Annotated in this window: 19 protein-coding genes and 1 pseudogene; 11 read left to right on the forward strand and 9 right to left on the reverse strand. The window is 72.8% G+C overall.

What is annotated here, in order from left to right:
• Nucleotides 1-75: 75 nt before the first annotated feature.
• Together ACZ5NH_RS07205 and ACZ5NH_RS07210 are read left to right on the forward strand one after the other, a co-directional pair.
• A complete protein-coding gene (locus ACZ5NH_RS07205) occupies nucleotides 76-1,245 on the forward strand; it encodes an FAD-dependent monooxygenase (protein WP_468773344.1) in 1,170 nt (389 codons plus the stop codon).
• Nucleotides 1,246-1,255: 10 nt separating this feature from the next.
• A complete protein-coding gene (locus ACZ5NH_RS07210; protein WP_468773345.1) occupies nucleotides 1,256-2,167 on the forward strand; it encodes a Gfo/Idh/MocA family protein in 912 nt (303 codons plus the stop codon).
• Here the strand turns inward: ACZ5NH_RS07210 and lnt are convergent.
• From lnt to ACZ5NH_RS07240, 6 genes and pseudogenes are all read right to left on the reverse strand, one after another.
• Nucleotides 2,085-3,659, reverse strand: coding sequence for an apolipoprotein N-acyltransferase (gene lnt / locus ACZ5NH_RS07215; protein WP_468773346.1), 1,575 nt, complete (start codon nucleotides 3,657-3,659; stop codon nucleotides 2,085-2,087). The two genes, ACZ5NH_RS07210 and lnt, sit on opposite strands and share 83 nt — an antisense overlap.
• A 97-nt stretch (nucleotides 3,660-3,756) precedes the next feature.
• A complete protein-coding gene (locus tag ACZ5NH_RS07220) occupies nucleotides 3,757-4,233 on the reverse strand; it encodes a nuclear transport factor 2 family protein (RefSeq protein WP_388632507.1) in 477 nt (158 codons plus the stop codon).
• Between the two features lie 100 nt (nucleotides 4,234-4,333).
• Nucleotides 4,334-4,555, reverse strand: coding sequence for a hypothetical protein (locus ACZ5NH_RS07225; protein WP_468773347.1), 222 nt, complete (start codon nucleotides 4,553-4,555; stop codon nucleotides 4,334-4,336).
• 227 nt (nucleotides 4,556-4,782) lie between these two features.
• Nucleotides 4,783-4,962 (reverse strand): hypothetical protein, encoded by a 180-nt coding sequence (locus tag ACZ5NH_RS07230; protein WP_388632513.1) that lies wholly within the window; start codon nucleotides 4,960-4,962, stop codon nucleotides 4,783-4,785.
• 91 nt (nucleotides 4,963-5,053) lie between these two features.
• Nucleotides 5,054-5,569, reverse strand: coding sequence for a DUF1877 domain-containing protein (locus ACZ5NH_RS07235; RefSeq protein WP_468773348.1), 516 nt, complete (start codon nucleotides 5,567-5,569; stop codon nucleotides 5,054-5,056).
• A 113-nt stretch (nucleotides 5,570-5,682) separates the two neighbouring features.
• Nucleotides 5,683-5,955 (reverse strand): annotated as a pseudogene (locus ACZ5NH_RS07240) (undecaprenyl-diphosphatase); the annotation flags it as partial.
• Between the two features lie 234 nt (nucleotides 5,956-6,189).
• Between ACZ5NH_RS07240 and ACZ5NH_RS07245 the strand changes: the two are divergent.
• From ACZ5NH_RS07245 to ACZ5NH_RS07260, 4 genes are all read left to right on the forward strand, one after another.
• On the forward strand, nucleotides 6,190-7,371 hold the full coding sequence (locus ACZ5NH_RS07245; protein WP_468773349.1) for a Gfo/Idh/MocA family protein: 1,182 nt from the start codon (nucleotides 6,190-6,192) through the stop codon (nucleotides 7,369-7,371).
• Nucleotides 7,368-8,297: a DUF6807 domain-containing protein gene (locus ACZ5NH_RS07250; RefSeq protein ID WP_468773350.1), complete on the forward strand. Its 930-nt coding sequence runs from the start codon at nucleotides 7,368-7,370 to the stop codon at nucleotides 8,295-8,297. Before ACZ5NH_RS07245 ends, ACZ5NH_RS07250 begins: the two co-directional genes overlap by 4 nt.
• Nucleotides 8,294-9,016, forward strand: coding sequence for a cupin domain-containing protein (locus tag ACZ5NH_RS07255; RefSeq protein ID WP_468773351.1), 723 nt, complete (start codon nucleotides 8,294-8,296; stop codon nucleotides 9,014-9,016). The genes ACZ5NH_RS07250 and ACZ5NH_RS07255 overlap by 4 nt, the downstream gene beginning before the upstream one ends.
• A 153-nt stretch (nucleotides 9,017-9,169) precedes the next feature.
• Nucleotides 9,170-9,409 (forward strand): YciI family protein, encoded by a 240-nt coding sequence (locus ACZ5NH_RS07260; RefSeq protein ID WP_468773352.1) that lies wholly within the window; start codon nucleotides 9,170-9,172, stop codon nucleotides 9,407-9,409.
• Between the two features lie 31 nt (nucleotides 9,410-9,440).
• Here ACZ5NH_RS07260 and ACZ5NH_RS07265 read toward each other — a convergent pair whose 3' ends face one another.
• Nucleotides 9,441-9,911, reverse strand: coding sequence for a winged helix-turn-helix transcriptional regulator (locus ACZ5NH_RS07265; RefSeq protein WP_468773353.1), 471 nt, complete (start codon nucleotides 9,909-9,911; stop codon nucleotides 9,441-9,443).
• Nucleotides 9,912-10,047: 136 nt separating this feature from the next.
• On the opposite strand from ACZ5NH_RS07265, the gene ACZ5NH_RS07270 reads away from it, so the two are divergent.
• Nucleotides 10,048-11,226 (forward strand): thiolase family protein, encoded by a 1,179-nt coding sequence (locus tag ACZ5NH_RS07270; RefSeq protein WP_468773354.1) that lies wholly within the window; start codon nucleotides 10,048-10,050, stop codon nucleotides 11,224-11,226.
• A gap of 3 nt (nucleotides 11,227-11,229) precedes the next feature.
• Here the strand turns inward: ACZ5NH_RS07270 and ACZ5NH_RS07275 are convergent, their stop codons facing one another.
• Nucleotides 11,230-11,997 (reverse strand): TVP38/TMEM64 family protein, encoded by a 768-nt coding sequence (locus ACZ5NH_RS07275; protein ID WP_468773355.1) that lies wholly within the window; start codon nucleotides 11,995-11,997, stop codon nucleotides 11,230-11,232.
• Nucleotides 11,998-12,094: 97 nt separating this feature from the next.
• Nucleotides 12,095-13,246: a glutathione-independent formaldehyde dehydrogenase gene (locus tag ACZ5NH_RS07280; protein WP_451009016.1), complete on the reverse strand. Its 1,152-nt coding sequence runs from the start codon at nucleotides 13,244-13,246 to the stop codon at nucleotides 12,095-12,097.
• 140 nt (nucleotides 13,247-13,386) lie between these two features.
• Between ACZ5NH_RS07280 and ACZ5NH_RS07285 the strand changes: the two genes are divergently transcribed.
• The 4 genes from ACZ5NH_RS07285 to ACZ5NH_RS07300 all read left to right on the forward strand — a co-directional run bounded on the left by ACZ5NH_RS07285 (nucleotide 13,387) and on the right by ACZ5NH_RS07300 (nucleotide 15,987).
• Nucleotides 13,387-13,671 carry a hypothetical protein gene (locus ACZ5NH_RS07285; protein WP_468773356.1) on the forward strand — a complete coding sequence of 95 codons (285 nt, stop codon included), beginning with the start codon at nucleotides 13,387-13,389 and terminating at the stop codon, nucleotides 13,669-13,671.
• 34 nt (nucleotides 13,672-13,705) lie between these two features.
• Entirely contained in the window at nucleotides 13,706-13,831 is a 126-nt protein-coding gene (locus ACZ5NH_RS07290; protein WP_468773534.1) for a hypothetical protein, read from the forward strand.
• 100 nt (nucleotides 13,832-13,931) lie between these two features.
• A complete protein-coding gene (gene tuf, locus ACZ5NH_RS07295; RefSeq protein ID WP_468773357.1) occupies nucleotides 13,932-15,113 on the forward strand; it encodes an elongation factor Tu in 1,182 nt (393 codons plus the stop codon).
• A 28-nt stretch (nucleotides 15,114-15,141) separates the two neighbouring features.
• Nucleotides 15,142-15,987: a spermidine synthase gene (locus ACZ5NH_RS07300; protein ID WP_388632542.1), complete on the forward strand. Its 846-nt coding sequence runs from the start codon at nucleotides 15,142-15,144 to the stop codon at nucleotides 15,985-15,987.
• Nucleotides 15,988-16,027: the final 40 nt, after the last annotated feature.

The raw sequence follows: 16,027 nt of genomic DNA on the forward strand, positions 1-16,027 counted from the left end.
CCCTATCTGTCTCACTACGGCTGTAGTAGAGTCCCACTCACTACAGGTGTAGTTCGAGGGGTTTCTGGAGGAGCCATGGCTCGGTCGGGGCGTGCGATCGTCATCGGTGGCGGCATCGGAGGTCTGGCCGCGGCGGCGGCTCTGCACCGCAGGGGCTGGGAGGTGACCGTGCTGGAGCGGGCCCGCTCCCTGGAGCCGGTCGGCGCGGCCATCTCGCTCGCCCCGAACGCCCTGCGCGCCCTGGACGTGCTCGGCATCGGCGAGGCGATCCGGGATCTGGCTGCCTGGCAGGGGGACGGCGGACTGCGTACGCCGGGCGGGCGGTGGCTGTCCCGGTCCAGCGCCGAGGCGGCGTCCGCACGTTTCGGCGGCCCGCTGGTCCTGCTGCCCCGCGCCATCCTGGTCGACCGCCTCGCCGCCCTGCTCCCGCCGGGTGCCGTCCGCACCGCTACCGCCGCGCACCTCGCCGACCCCGGCGACGGCCGGCGGCCCGCCCGGGTGCGCACCGGGGACGACGAACTGGAGGCCGAGCTGGTGGTCGGCGCGGACGGCATCAACTCCCGCGTCCGCGGCGCCCTGTTCCCGGACCATCCCGGCCCGGTGTACGCGGGGTTCACCACCTGGCGGGTGCTGATCCCGGTGCCCGGCGCGCGGTTCGCCTCGCACGAGACCTGGGGCCGCGGCCGCATCTGGGGCACCCACCCGGTCAAGGACGGCCGCGTCTACGCCTATGCGGCGGCCATGACCCCGGCCGGCGGGCGGGCGCCCGACGACGAGAAGGCCGAACTCCTGCGCCTGTTCGGCGACTGGCACGATCCCATCCCCGCCGTGCTCGCCGCCGCCCGCCCCGAGGACGTCCTCCGGCACGACGTCCACCACATCGTCACGCCCCTGCCCGCCCACCACTTCGGCCGGGCGGCCCTGCTCGGCGACGCCGCCCACGCCATGCCGCCGACCCTCGGCCAGGGCGGCAACCAGGCCATCGAGGACGCCGTGGTGCTCGCCCACCACAGCCACGACCTGGCCGCCTACACCGCCGCCCGGCTGCCGCGCACCACCGCGATCGCCCGCCGGGCCGTCAAGACCGCCCGCGTGAACATGGCCGGCAACCCCGTCGCCGTCGCCGTGCGCGACACCGTGATCGCGGCCCTGTCCAAGGCCGCACCCGCGCTTCTCCTGCGCGGCTTCGACGACATCGCCGGCTGGCGGCCCCCGTATGCTGCCGGAGAGGCAATCGAGCGGTAGGGGAGAGCACGTGAAGGTCGGCTGCATCGGACTCGGGGACATCGCGCAGAAGGCGTACCTGCCGGTGCTGGCCATGCAGCCGGGGGTCGACCTGCACCTCCGGACCAGGACGCCCGACACCCTCGACCGGGTCGCGGACAGTCTGCATCTGCCGCCCGGCCGGCGCCACACCACGCTCGACTCCCTGCTCGCCGCCGGTCTCGACGCGGCCTTCGTGCACGCGCCGACCGCCGTCCACCCCGAGATCGTCACCCGGCTGCTCGACGCGGGCGTACCGACGTACGTGGACAAGCCGCTCGCCTACGAACTCGCCGACTCCGAGCGGCTGGTGGGCCTCGCCGAGGAGCGCGGGGTCTCCCTGTTCGTGGGCTTCAACCGCCGGTACGCGCCCGGGTACGCGCAGTGTCTGGAGCACCCGCGCGAGCTGATCCTCATGCAGAAGAACCGGGTCGGGCTGCCCGAGGAACCGCGCTCGATGATCCTGGACGACTTCATCCACGTCGTCGACACCCTGCGCTTCCTGGTGCCGGGGACGGTCGACGACATCACCGTGCGCGCCCGCGTCGAGGCCGGGCTGCTGCACCATGTCGTGCTCCAGCTCGCCGGGGACGGCTTCACCGCGCTCGGCGTGATGAACCGGCTCAGCGGGTCCACGGAGGAGATCCTGGAGGTCTCCGGGCAGGACACCAAGCGCCAGGTGCTCAACCTCGCCGAGGTGATCGACCACAAGGGCCAGCCGACCGTGCGCCGGCGCGGCGACTGGGTGCCGGTGGCCCGGCAGCGCGGCATCGAACAGGCGGTCCTCACCTTCCTCGACGCCGTGCGCGCCCAGAAGGTGCTCAGTGCCCGGGACGCGCTGGCGACCCATGAGCTGTGCGAGCGGGTGGTACGAGCGGTTCGGGACCGTTCCGCCGCAGCCTGAGCGTCCGCAGGCTCTCGGTGACGCACAGCGCCGCCAGCACCAGCAGCGCGCCGTGCACCGGCCAGTCGCCGTAGCGGACGTACGGAGTGATGCCGTGCGCGAGCGGTACGTCGTACACGCGGGCGGTGCTCGCGTCGGTGCCGAGCCACGGACCGAGCTGCTGCCCGCCCGGGCCGTACACGGCCGAGACGCCGGTGAGGGTGGCGTGCACCATCGGGCGGCCGGTCTCGGCGGCCCGCAGCGCGGCCAGCGAGGCATGCTGCTCCGGTGCCCAGCTGTCCTGGAAGGTGGACGTGGCCGACTGCCCGAGCAGGACGTCGGCGCCGTCCTCGGCGAGATGCCGGCTCATGTCGGGGAACGCGGTCTCGAAGCAGATCAGCGGGCCGATCCGCAGCCCGTGCCCGACGTTCATCACGACCTGCTCGGTGCCACGCCTGCGGTCCTCGCCGGCCGCCTTGCCGACCGAGGTGGCCCAGCCGAGGAGTGAGCGCGCCGGTATGTACTCGCCGAAGGGCACGAGCCGCATCTTGTCGTACCGTTCGCCGGTCGGGCCGTCCGGGCCGATCAGCACCGAACTCTTGTAGATCCCGGGCCGGTCGGAGCGGCGGGCGTCCACGTTCACCAGCACGTCCGCGCCGGTCGCGCGGGACAGCGCGGCGATCCGCCGGGCCAGGTCGGGCCGGTGGCCCAGGTCGTACCCGACGCTGGACTCGCCCCACACGACCAGGTCGAGGTCCTGTCCGACGAGCCGCCGGGTCAGCTGCTCCTCGCGGTCGAAGCGCTTCTCGCCGCTGTCGTGCCCGTCCACGATCCCGGGCTGTACGACGGCGATCCGCATCTGCCCGTCGACCTGCGGGCGCGGTGCCCAGGCCCATGCGGCCGAGGTCGCGGCGACCGTGGCGACCAGCGAGGCCACGGCCGGGACGCGGGCCTCGCGCACGGATATCAGCACGGCCGCCGCCACGTTGACGGCCACCACCAGAAAGCTCAGCAGCCACACCCCCCCGACCGAGGCCAGCCGCAGCGCCGGCGACACCTGCCACTGGCTGGCGCCCAGCATGCCCCACGGCCCACCCAGCCCCTGCCAGGACCGCACCAGCTCCACCATGAGCCAGCCGGACGGCAGCACCACTACCGCGGCGGCGCCCCGCCCCGGGGACGGCTGCTCGCCGAGGAACCGGCGCACCAGCCAGCCCCAGGGCGCCCAGAGCGCGCCCAGCAGGGCGGCTATCAGGAAGATGAACACATGCAGGCTCGGCAACAGCCAGTGGTGCACGGCCACCAGGAAGCCGAAGCCGCCGCACCAGCCGTCGTACGCCGCGCGGCGCCCGCTCGGAGCCGACCGGGCCAGCAGGATCCAGGGGACCAGGGCGACGTAGGCGAACCACCACAGGGCCGGCGCCGGGAACGAGAGCACGGGAAGGGCGCCGGCGATCGCGGCTGCGCCCGAGCGCCGCCAAGGGGAGGCGAGCCAGTGGTTGATCGTCCTCATGGGGCCCTCCCTGCCCTGCGCTCATTCCAGTGTGCGCGGTGGGGGCGATCTACGACAGGGGGCGTGAGGCGCGCGGAAGAGCTCGGGATGCCGCGCCCTATGGGGTTTCAGTGCCCTTGGCCGGCAGGCGCCGCCATTTTTCCTCGACCGCCACCTTGCGCAGGCGCCAGCCCTCCGAGGTGCGCAGGAGCGCGAAGTCGTACCGGCCGCCGCAGACCAGGTCCGGAGCCGTAGGGCTGCCGTTGCTCGCGAAGCGCATCGGGTTGAGGTAGTCGGCCCGTACCGAGGCGGTGTCGCCGGTGTCGTGTTCCAGGAGGCCGAACCGGATCTGGCGGTTGACGATCAGGTGCTGGCGCATGGCGAACAGTGCCAGGCTCTCCGCCAGCCATCCGGCGACCTGTCCCGCGTCGCCCTCTATACCGCCCGCCGAACGGTAGTCGGCCCGCCCGTCCGTCGTGAAAAGCATCCGGTACGCGGTCCAGTCTCCGTCGTCCACCGCCACCGCGTACGCGGTGATCAGCTCGTCCACGGCCAGCCGGTCGATCACGGTCGCGAGCTCAGCGCGCTGCGTCATCGGCACAGTGTTGGGCATGGCGGGCGCGGAGCCAAGAGGCGCGCCGGGACAATCGATGGTGCGTGCTGGAGACGGGCCGTGCGCTTCTGATCTGTCCGCGTCAGCGAGGGATGCCCGCATCATCCAGGTATCGGTGCATGGCTTCCAGGGGAAGGCTCGGGTTGCCGAGGGCGTGGGCGGAGGTCTCCGGATCTCCGCAGCTCCGGAGGACGAGATCGACCGGCAGCGCGGGGTGACCGGCTGCCATGACGCCTACCCGCTTGTCGGGGTCGGCGAGCAACTGGACCACGGCGCCGACGGGCGCTTCGGCGTCGAGTCCCACGAGCCATCGCGTCTCCGGGTCCGGATCGGCCAGCCGGCGCCGCTGAGGCGGACAGGGGCAGTGGCTGCACGGGGACGCGGGACCACGTGCGTCCGGAAGGCTATGCCGCACGGCCGGAACCGGAGCGGGCGGCAGGGCGGTTGTCCGGGGAGCGGCCCTATCCGGTGGCGGACGAGGCGCTCGCGCACCTGCGGGCGCAGACCGGCGGCAGCGGGCCGCCGCCCGCGTCAGGCCGCCTTCACGACCTCACCGCGGATCGCCTCGGCCCACTCGACCACCAACAACTCGTACTCCGCGCGCTCGTGGGCCGACAGGGTGCCGCCCGCACGCAGCCACAGCGCCCGGATCTGCTCGTTCACCTCGGCGGCAGACCGCACGGAACCAGAGGGCGGGAAATCGGGGGACATGCGGACAGCCTAGGGGCAAGCACTGACAGTGCGCTACCGCCCGGCTACACAGAACGTATGCGGTTGGTCACCGCCGTCGGCCGTCGTGTCCTCAGTCGATCCAGACCACCACGCACATGCCCCGCCGGGCCGCCTCGCGGAAGAAGGCGCGGGTGGCCGTGAAGTGCCGGGCCAGGTAGGCCGGTAGGTCACCGCTGAAGCCGGGGAATCCGCAGGCAGCGGCGGCTGCGGGTGGGGCCGTGGGCAGCCGGGCGAGGACGCCGTCGAGGTTCGTCCCGTCCAGTGCCCGGGAGACGTCCGAAACGGCGGCGGCGGACAGGAGCCGGGGCGGCTCGCCGAAGCCGTCGTGTACGTCGGGGTGGTCGAGGAAGCCCACATCCCCGCCGGGGTCGCCCCCGGTGACCCGGTCGAGCAGGCGGGCCGTGGCGGCATCGGCACCCGGGCCGCGGCAGAAACGGAGCAGTCCCCACAGTGCCCAGTCCGTGTCCAGGGTGTCGCTTTCCGGCGGGGCCCAGTCCGGCGCGGCGTCGGGGGAGGCGAGGGCCGCCGCGCGGCAGCGCTCCAGGTGGCGCGGGGTGACGCGGGCGAACTGCTGGGTGAGAGCCATGTGACGGGTCCGCGCCGCGCTCAGCTCACCGACTCCGCCGCGCGCGGGCCGAGGACGCCCGCCGAGACCAGCGCGATGATGACGATCCCGAGGGCCACGCGGTACCGGACGAAGCGCTGCTTGGGTGTGCGGTGCCGGCCGCCGGTCTCGTCGCGGGCCGCCAGGCGGTCGGCGATGCCGATGACCAGGCCGACGACCACGAGCATGGTCGCGGTGGCGCGGAGATCGCGGAACGGGCCCCCGCGAGCCCTCCGCGGCCAACCCCGGGCCCGGCCCGCCCCCCGACGCCTCCTGGTGACCTCCGTGCCGATCTGGGTGATCGCCGTGAAGGCCGCACCCGGGTCCGCCTGGACGAGTCCGAGGACGAGGGAGTCAAACCAAGACATGGAGGTACGGCGTCCAAGCGCTGAGAAGGCAAAAGGATGATCAACTACCGAGGGCAGCGTAGCGGGCCGGAGCCGCCGCGCCGCATCAGGGGGTGAACGGCTCACTCGCTCCCCGGTGTTGACCGGCCCCGGCGCCGCCGCTTACGTTGCAGCGCAGGAGAAAGCGCTTGCTGCTTTGCTTGCCGCACTGCCGGCCCGCGCGCCCGCCGTACCGGAGGAGTGCTGAACCCGCCCATGCCACCCGCTCCCGTCCCGCCCAGGCCCAACCGCCCTCGCCCCACAACTCCGTTCACCGGCCGGCGCATCCGGGCGGCCGTCATCGGCACCGGCGCCATCGGGCGCGGCTCCCATCTGCCCGCGCTGGCTCAGCTCGCACGCGAGGGAGAGACCGAGGTCGTCGCCGCCGTCGACATCGACCAGGGCGCCGTCGAGGCCTTCTGTGCCGAGACCGGCATCCCGCACGCCTACACCGACCTCGACCGGATGCTGGCCGAACAGCGGCCCGACCTGGTCAGCGTCTGCACCCCGCCCACCCTGCACCGCGCGCAGACCGTGGCGGCGCTGCGCGCCGGAGCCTGGGTGTGGTGCGAGAAGCCGCCGGTGCCCTCGCTCGCCGACTTCGACGCGATCGAGGCGGAGGAGCGCGCGGACGGCGGTCCGTACGCGGCGATCGTCTTCCAGCACCGGTTCGGCTCCGGATCCAGGCATGCGCGCCGGCTGCTCGCCGAAGGCGCCCTCGGACGGCCCCTGGTGGCGCACTGTCAGACCACCTGGTACCGGGACACCGCCTACTACGCCGTGCCCTGGCGGGGCCGCTGGCACACCGAGGGCGGCGGCCCGGCCATGGGCCACGGCATTCACCAGATGGACCTGCTGCTGGACCTGCTCGGGCCCTGGAGCGAGGTGCGGGCCATGGCCGGGCGGCTGGTGCACGACGTCGAGACGGAGGACGTCTCCACCGCGCTGGTCCGCTTCGCGAGCGGCGCTCTCGCGACCGTCGTCAACAGCGTCCTGAGCCCCGACGAGGTCAGCCGCATCCGCGTCGACTGCGAGCGCGCGACCGTCGAGCTGACCCACCTCTACGGGCACGCCAACGACGACTGGCGCATCACCCCGGCCCCCCACGTCCCCGCCGAACAGGCCGAGCGGTGGCGGGACTTCGGTCCGGACGTGCCCAGCTCGCACCTGGCCCAACTGCGCGAACTGGTCGCGAGCATGCGGGCGGGCGAGCGGCCGCGCAGCAGCGGCGCGGACGGGCGCACCAGCCTGGAGCTGATCACGGCCCTGTACAAGTCGGCCTTCACCGACACGACCGTCCGTGCCGGCGAGATCGGCCCCGGCGACCCCTACTACACCGCCCTGCACGGCGGCGCCCCCGGCTGGGCGCCCGCGACCGCCGAGGAGGTCCCGGCATGACCGGCGGACTGCGGCTCGTCCATGCGTACGGCGACCGGATCACCGTCTCCGAACCGGCCGCCGGCGTCGAGCTGTTCGCCTACGTCTACCGTCCCGAAGCCGCCTGGGAGGCCCCCCGGTCGTACCTCCACCCGGTCCGCACCCTCGCCGGTGCCGTCGTCACCGACTACCGCCCGAACGACCACCGCTGGCACAAGGGCCTGTCCCTGACCGCCTCGCACCTGTCCGGGGCGAACCTGTGGGGCGGCAACACCTACGTCCACGGGCAGGGGTATCTGGAACTGCCCGAGCGGGTCGGCTCGATGCGCCACGCCGGTTTCGACGAGGTCTCGGCGGCCGACGGCCGGGCGACGATCGCCGAGCGGCTGACCTGGCATCCGTACGACGGTGAGCTGTGGGCCGAGGAGGAGCGGCGGATCGAGGTCCACGACGTCGACCCGGACTCCGGCTCCTGGGCGCTGACGTGGACCAGTGCGATCATCAACCGGCGTGCCGAGCCGCTCGTCTTCGGCAGCCCGACCACCGCCGGGCGCGAACTGGCGGGCTACACCGGCCTGTTCTGGCGGGGCCCACGTGCCTTCCGGGCGGGGCGGATCATCGGGCCGCAGGGGGAGGGGCCCGCGCTGATGGGCACCCGGGCGCCCTGGCTCGCGTACTGCGGCGAACACGACGGCACCGACGGCCATGCCACCCTCGTCTTCGCGCACGCCCCGGAGAACGACCACTCCGGCGCGGGCGGAACCCATCCCGCCCACTGGTTCGTGCGCAACGATCCCTTCGCCGCCGTCGCCGCCTCCTGGTCCTTCTTCGAGGAGCTGGAACTCGCCGCCGGCGACACGCTCCGCCGCCGCTACCGGGTCGTCGTGGCGGACGGTGCCTGGCAGCGGGAGGACGTCGTCAAGTACCTGGAGGCGCATCCGTGGTGAGCGCCGGAGAGCACACGTTCACGGGTCTGCCGGGCGGGGTCGCCGTCTCGGGGCTGTGCGTGTACGACTGGCCCGCCGCCGACGGGGTGCGCGGCGGAACTCCCCATATGCATCTGGCCTGTTCGGAGGCGTACGTCGTCACCGGTGGCCGGGGCGCGGTACAGACCCTGACCGCGTCCGGCTACGAGGTCACCCCGCTCGCGCCCGGCAGGGTCGCCTGGTTCACGCCGGGCACCATCCACCGGCTGGTCAACGAGGGCGATCTGCGCATCACCGTCCTGATGCAGAACAGCGGGCTGCCGGAGGCGGGGGACGCGGTGCTCACGCTCCCGCCGGAGTACCTGGCCGACCCGGAGACGTACGCCGCCGCGACCACGATCCCGGCCGAGGCCCCGGAGGCCGAGCGGAAGCGGATCGCCCGCGCCCGGCGTGACCTGGCCCTGGACGGCTACCGGGCGCTCCGTGAGGCCTCGGGACCGGAGCCGCTGGCCGCCTTCCACCGGGCCGCCGCCGCGCTGGTGCGGCCCCGGATCGCCGAGTGGCGCCGGCGCTGGAGGAGCGGCGCCGTCGCTGCCGCAGCGGCCACGGGGGAGCAGCTGGACCGCCTGGAACGGGGTGACGCTTCGTACCTCGCCGAGGCGGTCGTGCGGGCGGAACTGCCCGTTGAGCAGGGAAAGTTCGGGATGTGCGGGCGGCTGGATGTCTACCCGGGGCCCTAGCGGTCGTGCCGGCGTCCGGGGGCGTCCGCGCCCCGGCCGTGGCAAGCCGGCCATGGCAGGCCCGCCGGGGGCCGGGGGCCGGTCGGCCCGGTCGCCCGGGCGGGTAGCCCGGAGAGGGAAGGGCCCGATGCGCGGGGAGGCCCGATGAAGTACGTGGCGTTCTACGAGTCGGCCGATGACCTGGACGAGAAGGCGCCCGCCCGCTTCGCCGCCCACGTGGCCCGCTACCAGCCCTTCGTCGAACGCGGCGAGCTGCTGATGACCGGCCCGTTCGCGAACCCCCGGGAGCGGGCTCGATGGCCGTCTTCCGCACGCGCGAGGCGGCCGAGGAGTTCGTCGCCGGTGACCCGTGTTCGTCCTGCACGGAGTGGTGAAGGCATGGCACATCCGTGAGTGGAACGAGGCCCTCACCGTGCCCTGAGCCTCACGCCGCCGTCGGTCCGGTGCGCGTCCACCCCGGCGCCTGCGGATGGGCCGTCACGTCCTCGTGGCGGACCTCCTCGCCGCAGGCCCGGCAGATGAGGACCGGGACCAGTTCGTTGCCGCAGATGTGCTCGACCGCCATGGGCAGGTCGGCGCCCTTGCGGATGTGGCGGTCGCCCCACTCCTTGAGCGTCATCAGGACCGGCTCGAGCTCCAGGCCGGCCTGCGTGGCCCGGTACTCGAAGCGCTGCGGGCGCTCGCTATAGGCGCGCTTGGTGAGGATCCCGGCGTCCACGAGCCGGCGCAGCCGGGCGGCCAGGATGTCGCGCGGGGCGCCGATGTTGCGCACGAGCTGGTCGAAGCGGCCGTTGCCCAGGCACACCTCGCGCAGGACGAGCAGGGAGTACTTCTCACCGACCAGCGCGAGGGCGTCGGCGATGGAGCAGGGGCGCGGGTCTTTCATGGCGGCCATGTGGGCCAGTCTAGATGAGGGTTTGTTTTTCCAACCCTTCGAGCTATGGTGAGTTTGGATTTCCTACTCACTGGTAGCTGCCGCAGCCCGCCACCCGGCCGGCCGCGGACAGCCAGGCGGCCAAGGAGGCCCCGCCATGCGCGACGCAGTGATCGTCGAAGCCGTACGCACCCCCGTCGGCAAGGGCAAGCCGAACGGCTCCCTCGCCCATGTCCACCCGGTGCAACTGCTCGCCCACACCCTGCGCACCCTGGTCGAGCGCTCCGGCGTCGACCCCGCGCTGATCGACGACGTCATCGGCGGCACCGTCGACCAGGTCGGCGAGCAGGCCATGAACACCACCCGGTACGCCGTCCTGTCCGCCGGCTTCCCCGAGACGGTCCCGGCGACCACGGTGGACCGCCAGTGCGGCTCCTCCCAGCAGGCTGTGCACTTCGCCGCGCAGGGCGTCATGTCCGGGGCGTACGACCTGGTGGTCGCCTGCGGTGTGGAGTCGATGAGCCGGGTGCCGATGTGGTCCAACGTGCCTGCGGGCAAGGACCCGTTCGGTCCCGGCGTCGCCGAGCGCTACCCCGAGGGCCTGGTCCCGCAGGGCATCAGCGCGGAGCTGATCGCCGCCAAGTGGTCCCTCACGCGCGCGCGGATGGACGAGTTCGCCGTCTCCTCGCACCGCAAGGCCGCCGCGGCCTGGGACAAGGGCCTGTTCGACGCTGAGATCGCGCCGCTGGACGGCGTCGCCCGCGACGAGTGCGTACGCCCCGACAGCACCCCGGAGGTCCTCGCCGGCCTCAGGCCCGCCTACCACGACCCCGGCTTCGCCGAGCGCTTCCCGCAGATCGAGTGGAACGTGACCGCGGGCAACGCCAGCCCCATCAACGACGGCGCCTCCGCCGTACTGATCACCTCCAGCGACACCGCGGCCCGCCTCGGTCTGCGCCCGCTGGCCCGCCTGCACAGCTTCGCCGTCACCGGCTCCGATCCGCTGCTGATGCTGACGGGCGTCATACCGGCCACGGAGAAGGTGCTCCGCAGGGCGGGGCTGAGCCTGGCCGACATCGACCTCTTCGAGGTCAACGAGGCGTTCTCCAGCGTGGTGCTGGCCTGGCAGCAGGAGACCGGCGCCGATCTGGCGAAGGTCAATGTGCACGGTGGCGCGATCGCCCTCGGCCACCCGCTCGGCGCCAGCGGCACCCGGCTGACCACCACCCTGGTCCACGCCATGCGGGAACGCGGCGCCCGCTACGCCCTGCAGACCATGTGCGAGGCGGGCGGACTGGCCAACGCGATGATCCTCGAAGGCGTCCGACCGATGTGACCGTTACCGGCGGCGCAGGTGGTGGCGCTTGCGCCAGGCCACCACCGCGCCCAGCAGCGCCGGTACGGCGATACCGGCCGTCGCGATCAGGAAGGCGGGAGACGTCGGCGCGGAGGCGCGGGCGCCGGCGACCGCGTAGGCGGCGGTGTTCGGCACCGAGCCGACCGCGGTGGCCAGCAGAAACGGCCACCAGCCCATGCGGGAGACGGCCGCGCAGTAATTCGCCGCCCAGAACGGCACGCCCGGGAAGAGCCGGGCCGCCAGCATGGACCGGAACCCGTGCCGGCTCAGCTGACCGTCGGCCGCCCGCAGCCAGCGGCCCCGCAGCAGCGGGCGCAGCGCGTCCTGCCCGAGCACCCGCCCGAGCCCGAAGGCCACACCCGCCCCGAGGACCGTGCCCGCCAGCGCCGTCGCCAGCCCCAGCTGCGAGCCGAACAGCGCGCCCGCCGCCAGGTTGAGCAGGGGACGCGGAACGAACGCCACGGTGCACAGCCCGTACGCCACACCGAACACCGCGGCCGCCGCGGCCCCGCCCAGCTGCGGCGGCCAGCCGTGCGTCAGCAGCCGCTGCGGTTCGAAGACCAGCACGCAGGCGGCGGCACCGGCGAGCAGGGCGAGCAGCAGCGACAGCCGGGCATAGGGGTGCGCCAGCGCCCGCGCACACCGCCCGGCGAAACCGGCGCGGGGCAGGGGCGTCACCGGTACGACGAGCTCCGTGGCGGCGGCCCGGGGAGGGGCCGTGGCGGTGCCAGAGCGGTTGGCATCGAGCATCCGGTGACATTAACCGACGAACGCGTGTGATCGCCGTCAAGTGCCGCGCATCGACAGGGCCGGGCACCCATGGCGCCCGGCCCTGTCGGCCCGTGTCTCACGCGGCGAGCGCGTGCCCGGGATGCAGTACCACCTTGGTGTAGCCCTCGACCCGTTTGTCGAACTTCTCGTACGCCTGCGGCGCCTGGTCCAGCGGCAGCTCGTGGGAGACCACGAAACTGGGCTTGGCGCGCCCGGCGATGATCAGGTCGCGCAGCTGACGGTTGTACCGCTTGACGTTGCACTGACCGGTGCCCATCTGCTGGCCCTTCTCGAACATCTTGCCGATGGAGACCAGCAGCTGGCCGTGCTTGGCGTGCTCGTCGGGACCGCCCGGGTCCGAGGGCACGTACAGACCCGGCACACCGAGCATGCCGGTCGGCCGTACCGTCATGACCAGCTCGTTGAGGACGATGGCCGGCTCCTCGTGGCTGGCGTCGTGCGCCTGGGCCTGGTAGCCGACGGCGTCGACACCCTTGTCGGTGCCCTCGCCTCCGGTCTGCTCCTTGATCTGCTCCGCCGGGTCGCCCTTGGTGAAGTCGATCGGGATGGCCCCGATCTCCTCCGCCTTGGCGAGCCGCTCGGGCACCCGGTCGACGGAGAACACCTTCGACGCACCGCGCAGCAGCGCCGAGTAGGCGGCCATCAGCCCCACCGGTCCGGCGCCGTAGACGGCCACGCTCTCACCGGGGGACACCTGGGCGAGTTCGCAGCCGTGGTAGCCCGTCGGGAAGATGTCGGCGAGCAGCACGAAATCGGTCTCGAACTCGTCGCCCGGAGGCAGTTTCAAGCAGTTGAAGTCGGCGAACGGCACCCGCAGCAGCTCGGCCTGGCCGCCCTTGTAGGGGCCCATCGCCACATAGCCGTAGGCCCCGCCCGCGAATCCGGGGTTGACCGTCAGGCAGAAGCCGGTCTTCCCGGCGAGACAGTTCTTGCAGAATCCGCAGGCGACGTTGAACGGCATCACGACACGGTCACCCTGGTTCAGGGAGGTCACGCCGCTGCCGACCTCCTCGATGATGCCGAGGTTCTCGTGCCCGAAGACGATGCCCGACTCGGCCGCCGTGCGGCCTTCGTACATGTGCAGGTCCGAGCCGCATATGGCGCTCGACGTGACGCGTACCAGCACATCGTTGGGATGCTGGATCCGGGGATCCTGGACGTCCTTCACCACCACGCTGAAGGGCTCTTCGTAGACGACGGCCTTCACCTCTGTCACCTCCGCCGCTCCACCGCCAGTACTTCCAGGTAACGCCGGTGCGCAAGGGGGTGCAACCCGCGTCGGGAGGGGCCGCTGAGCTGTGGTTCGCGTGACGCGCGCGAACGTGTATTCGACAGTAGGGTGCGTTCATGACCGTCACCGGGGCGGCCCCGCCGGATCTGCCGCGCAGCGCCCTCGCCGACACCGTGCTGGAGCGGGTGACGGCCGTGTTCCCGGCCGCCGCAGACCCCGGTCGGGCCGGCCCGATGCCGGTGCGCACGGCCCTGCTCCACCAGCTGGCCCACAAGGAAAGCACCGACACGGACCGGCTGTTCACCTACTGCCTGCTCCAGTCCGGGCATCCCGACCTCTTCGTCCGGGGCCGGTTCGCGCCGCTGACCGTCCGGGAGGCGCTGAAGCACATCGGCGGCTGAACTCCGCGCGGCGGAAAACCATTCGACGCCGGACATGCCGTCGACGAGGATCGACGGCATGTTCCGGTACGCCTTCCTCCTCGCAGCATCCGCCGTCGCGGATGCGCCGAAGGCTGCCGTCCAGATCCTCGTGGCCGCTGTCGACGGCGCCCGAAGCTGACCCTCTCCGGAACGTCCGGCGGACCCCGCAGGGGGAGGGTCGGCCAGTCCCCGGGGTCCCGCATTTCCTTCTCACGGCTGAGAGGCTTCGAGGTACAGCCATGTCCAAAACGGCCTACGTGCGCACCAAGCCGCACCTGAACATCGGCACCATGGGGCACGTCGACCATGGCAAGACCACCCTGACCGCCGCCATCACCAAGGTCCTCGCGGAGCGCGGCTCCGGCAGCACCACTCGATACGTTTCGTTCGACCGCATCGACCGGGCCCCGGAGGAGGCCGCGCGCGGCATCACCATCAACATCGCGCACGTCGAGTACGAGACCGACACCCGGCACTACGCCCACGTGGACATGCCGGGGCACGCCGACTACGTCAAGAACATGGTCACCGGCGCGGCGCAGCTCGACGGGGCGATCCTCGTCGTGTCCGCGCTCGACGGCATCATGCCGCAGACCGCCGAACACCTGCTGCTCGCCCGGCAGGTGGGCGTCGACCACATCGTCGTCGCGCTCAACAAGGCCGACGGCACGGACGACGAGGAGCTGATCGACCTCGTCGAGCTGGAGGTCCGCGACCTGCTCACGGCCCAGGGCTACCCGGGCGACGCCGTGCCGGTCGTACGGGTCTCCGGGCTGCGCGCACTGGAGGGCGACCCGCGCTGGACGGCATCCATCGAGGCGCTGCTCGACGCGGTGGACACCTATGTGCCCATGCCGGAGCGGTACCTGGACGCGCCGTTCCTGCTGCCGGTGGAGAACGTGCTCACGATCACCGGCCGGGGCACGGTCGTCACCGGCGCCGTGGAGCGGGGGACGCTCCGCCTGGGGGACCGGGTGTCGGTGCTCGGCGCCGATGTGGAGTCCGTCGTCACCGGGCTGGAGACCTTCGGCAAGCCCATGGACGAGGCGCAGGCCGGGGACAACGTGGCGGTACTGCTGCGGGGCGTGCCACGCGATGCCGTGCGACGCGGGCACGTCGTGGCGGCTCCGGGCAGTGTCGTGCCCGCCCGGCGGTTCTCGGCTCGGGTGTATCTGCTGTCGGGGCGCGAGGGGGGCCGTACGACGCCGGTGCTGACCGGGTACCGGCCGCAGTTCTACATCCGTACGGCGGATGTGGTGGGGGACGTCGACCTCGGTCCGGTGGGTGCCGCCCGGCCCGGGGAGACCGTGGAGATGGTCGTTGAGCTGGGGCGGGAGGTGCCGTTGGAGCCGGGGCTCGGGTTCGCCATCCGTGAGGGTGGACGGACCGTGGGTGCGGGGACGGTGTCCACCGTGGAGTGAGACCCCCCACGGACACCACAATGGACAAGTGAACGAACCGATACCCGTTTCCCGCACCACCGACCACGGCACCGCCAAGCTCATGCCCGACGTCGATCGTGCGCGGGCCTGGCTGCTCACCGTCGACGGGGCGCCGCAGTCGTACGTCGATCTGGATGAGCCGGCGTATCTGGAGTTCGAGTACGCGCGCCGGCTCGGGTATGTCCTGGACACCGTCGCCGAGGCCGGGCGGCCGCTGGATGTGCTGCACCTCGGGGGAGGGGCGCTCACACTGCCCCGGTACGTGGCGGCCACCCGGCCCGGCTCGCGGCAGGATGTCGTCGAGGCCGACCGGGGGCTGCTGGAGCTGGTCGCCGAGTATCTGCCGCTGCCGGAGGGCTCGGGCGTCGCGGTGCACGCCGCCGACGCCCGGGCCTGGCTGGAGGCGGCCCCGGACGACCACGCCGATGTGCTGATCGCCGACGTCTTCGGCGGGTCCCGGGTACCGGCGCATCTGACCACGCTCGCCTACGCACGGGAGGCCGAGCGGGTGCTGCGGCCCGGCGGGGTCTATCTGGCCAACCTCGCGGACGCCGCGCCGTTCGGGTTCCTGCGCTCCCAACTGGCCACCTTGGCCGCCGTTTTCGAGGAGCTGGTGCTGATCGCCGAGCCGGCGGTGCTGCGCGGGCGGCGGTTCGGCAACGCGGTGCTCGCCGCCGCGCACCGGCCCCTCGACACCGCCGCGCTGGCCCGCCGTGCCGCCGCGGACGCCTTTCCCGCGCGGGTCGAACACGGGGCGGCGGTGCGGGAGTTCACCGGTGCCGCCCGGCCGGTCGAGGACGCCGACGCCGTACCGTCCCCCGAGCCCCCAGGCGGGGCGTTCGGCATCGGCTGACGCGGCCGGGGAGGCGGCGACCGGCCGGCTGCGGCGGTCC

The organism is Streptomyces sp. NPDC031426 (assembly GCF_055581585.1).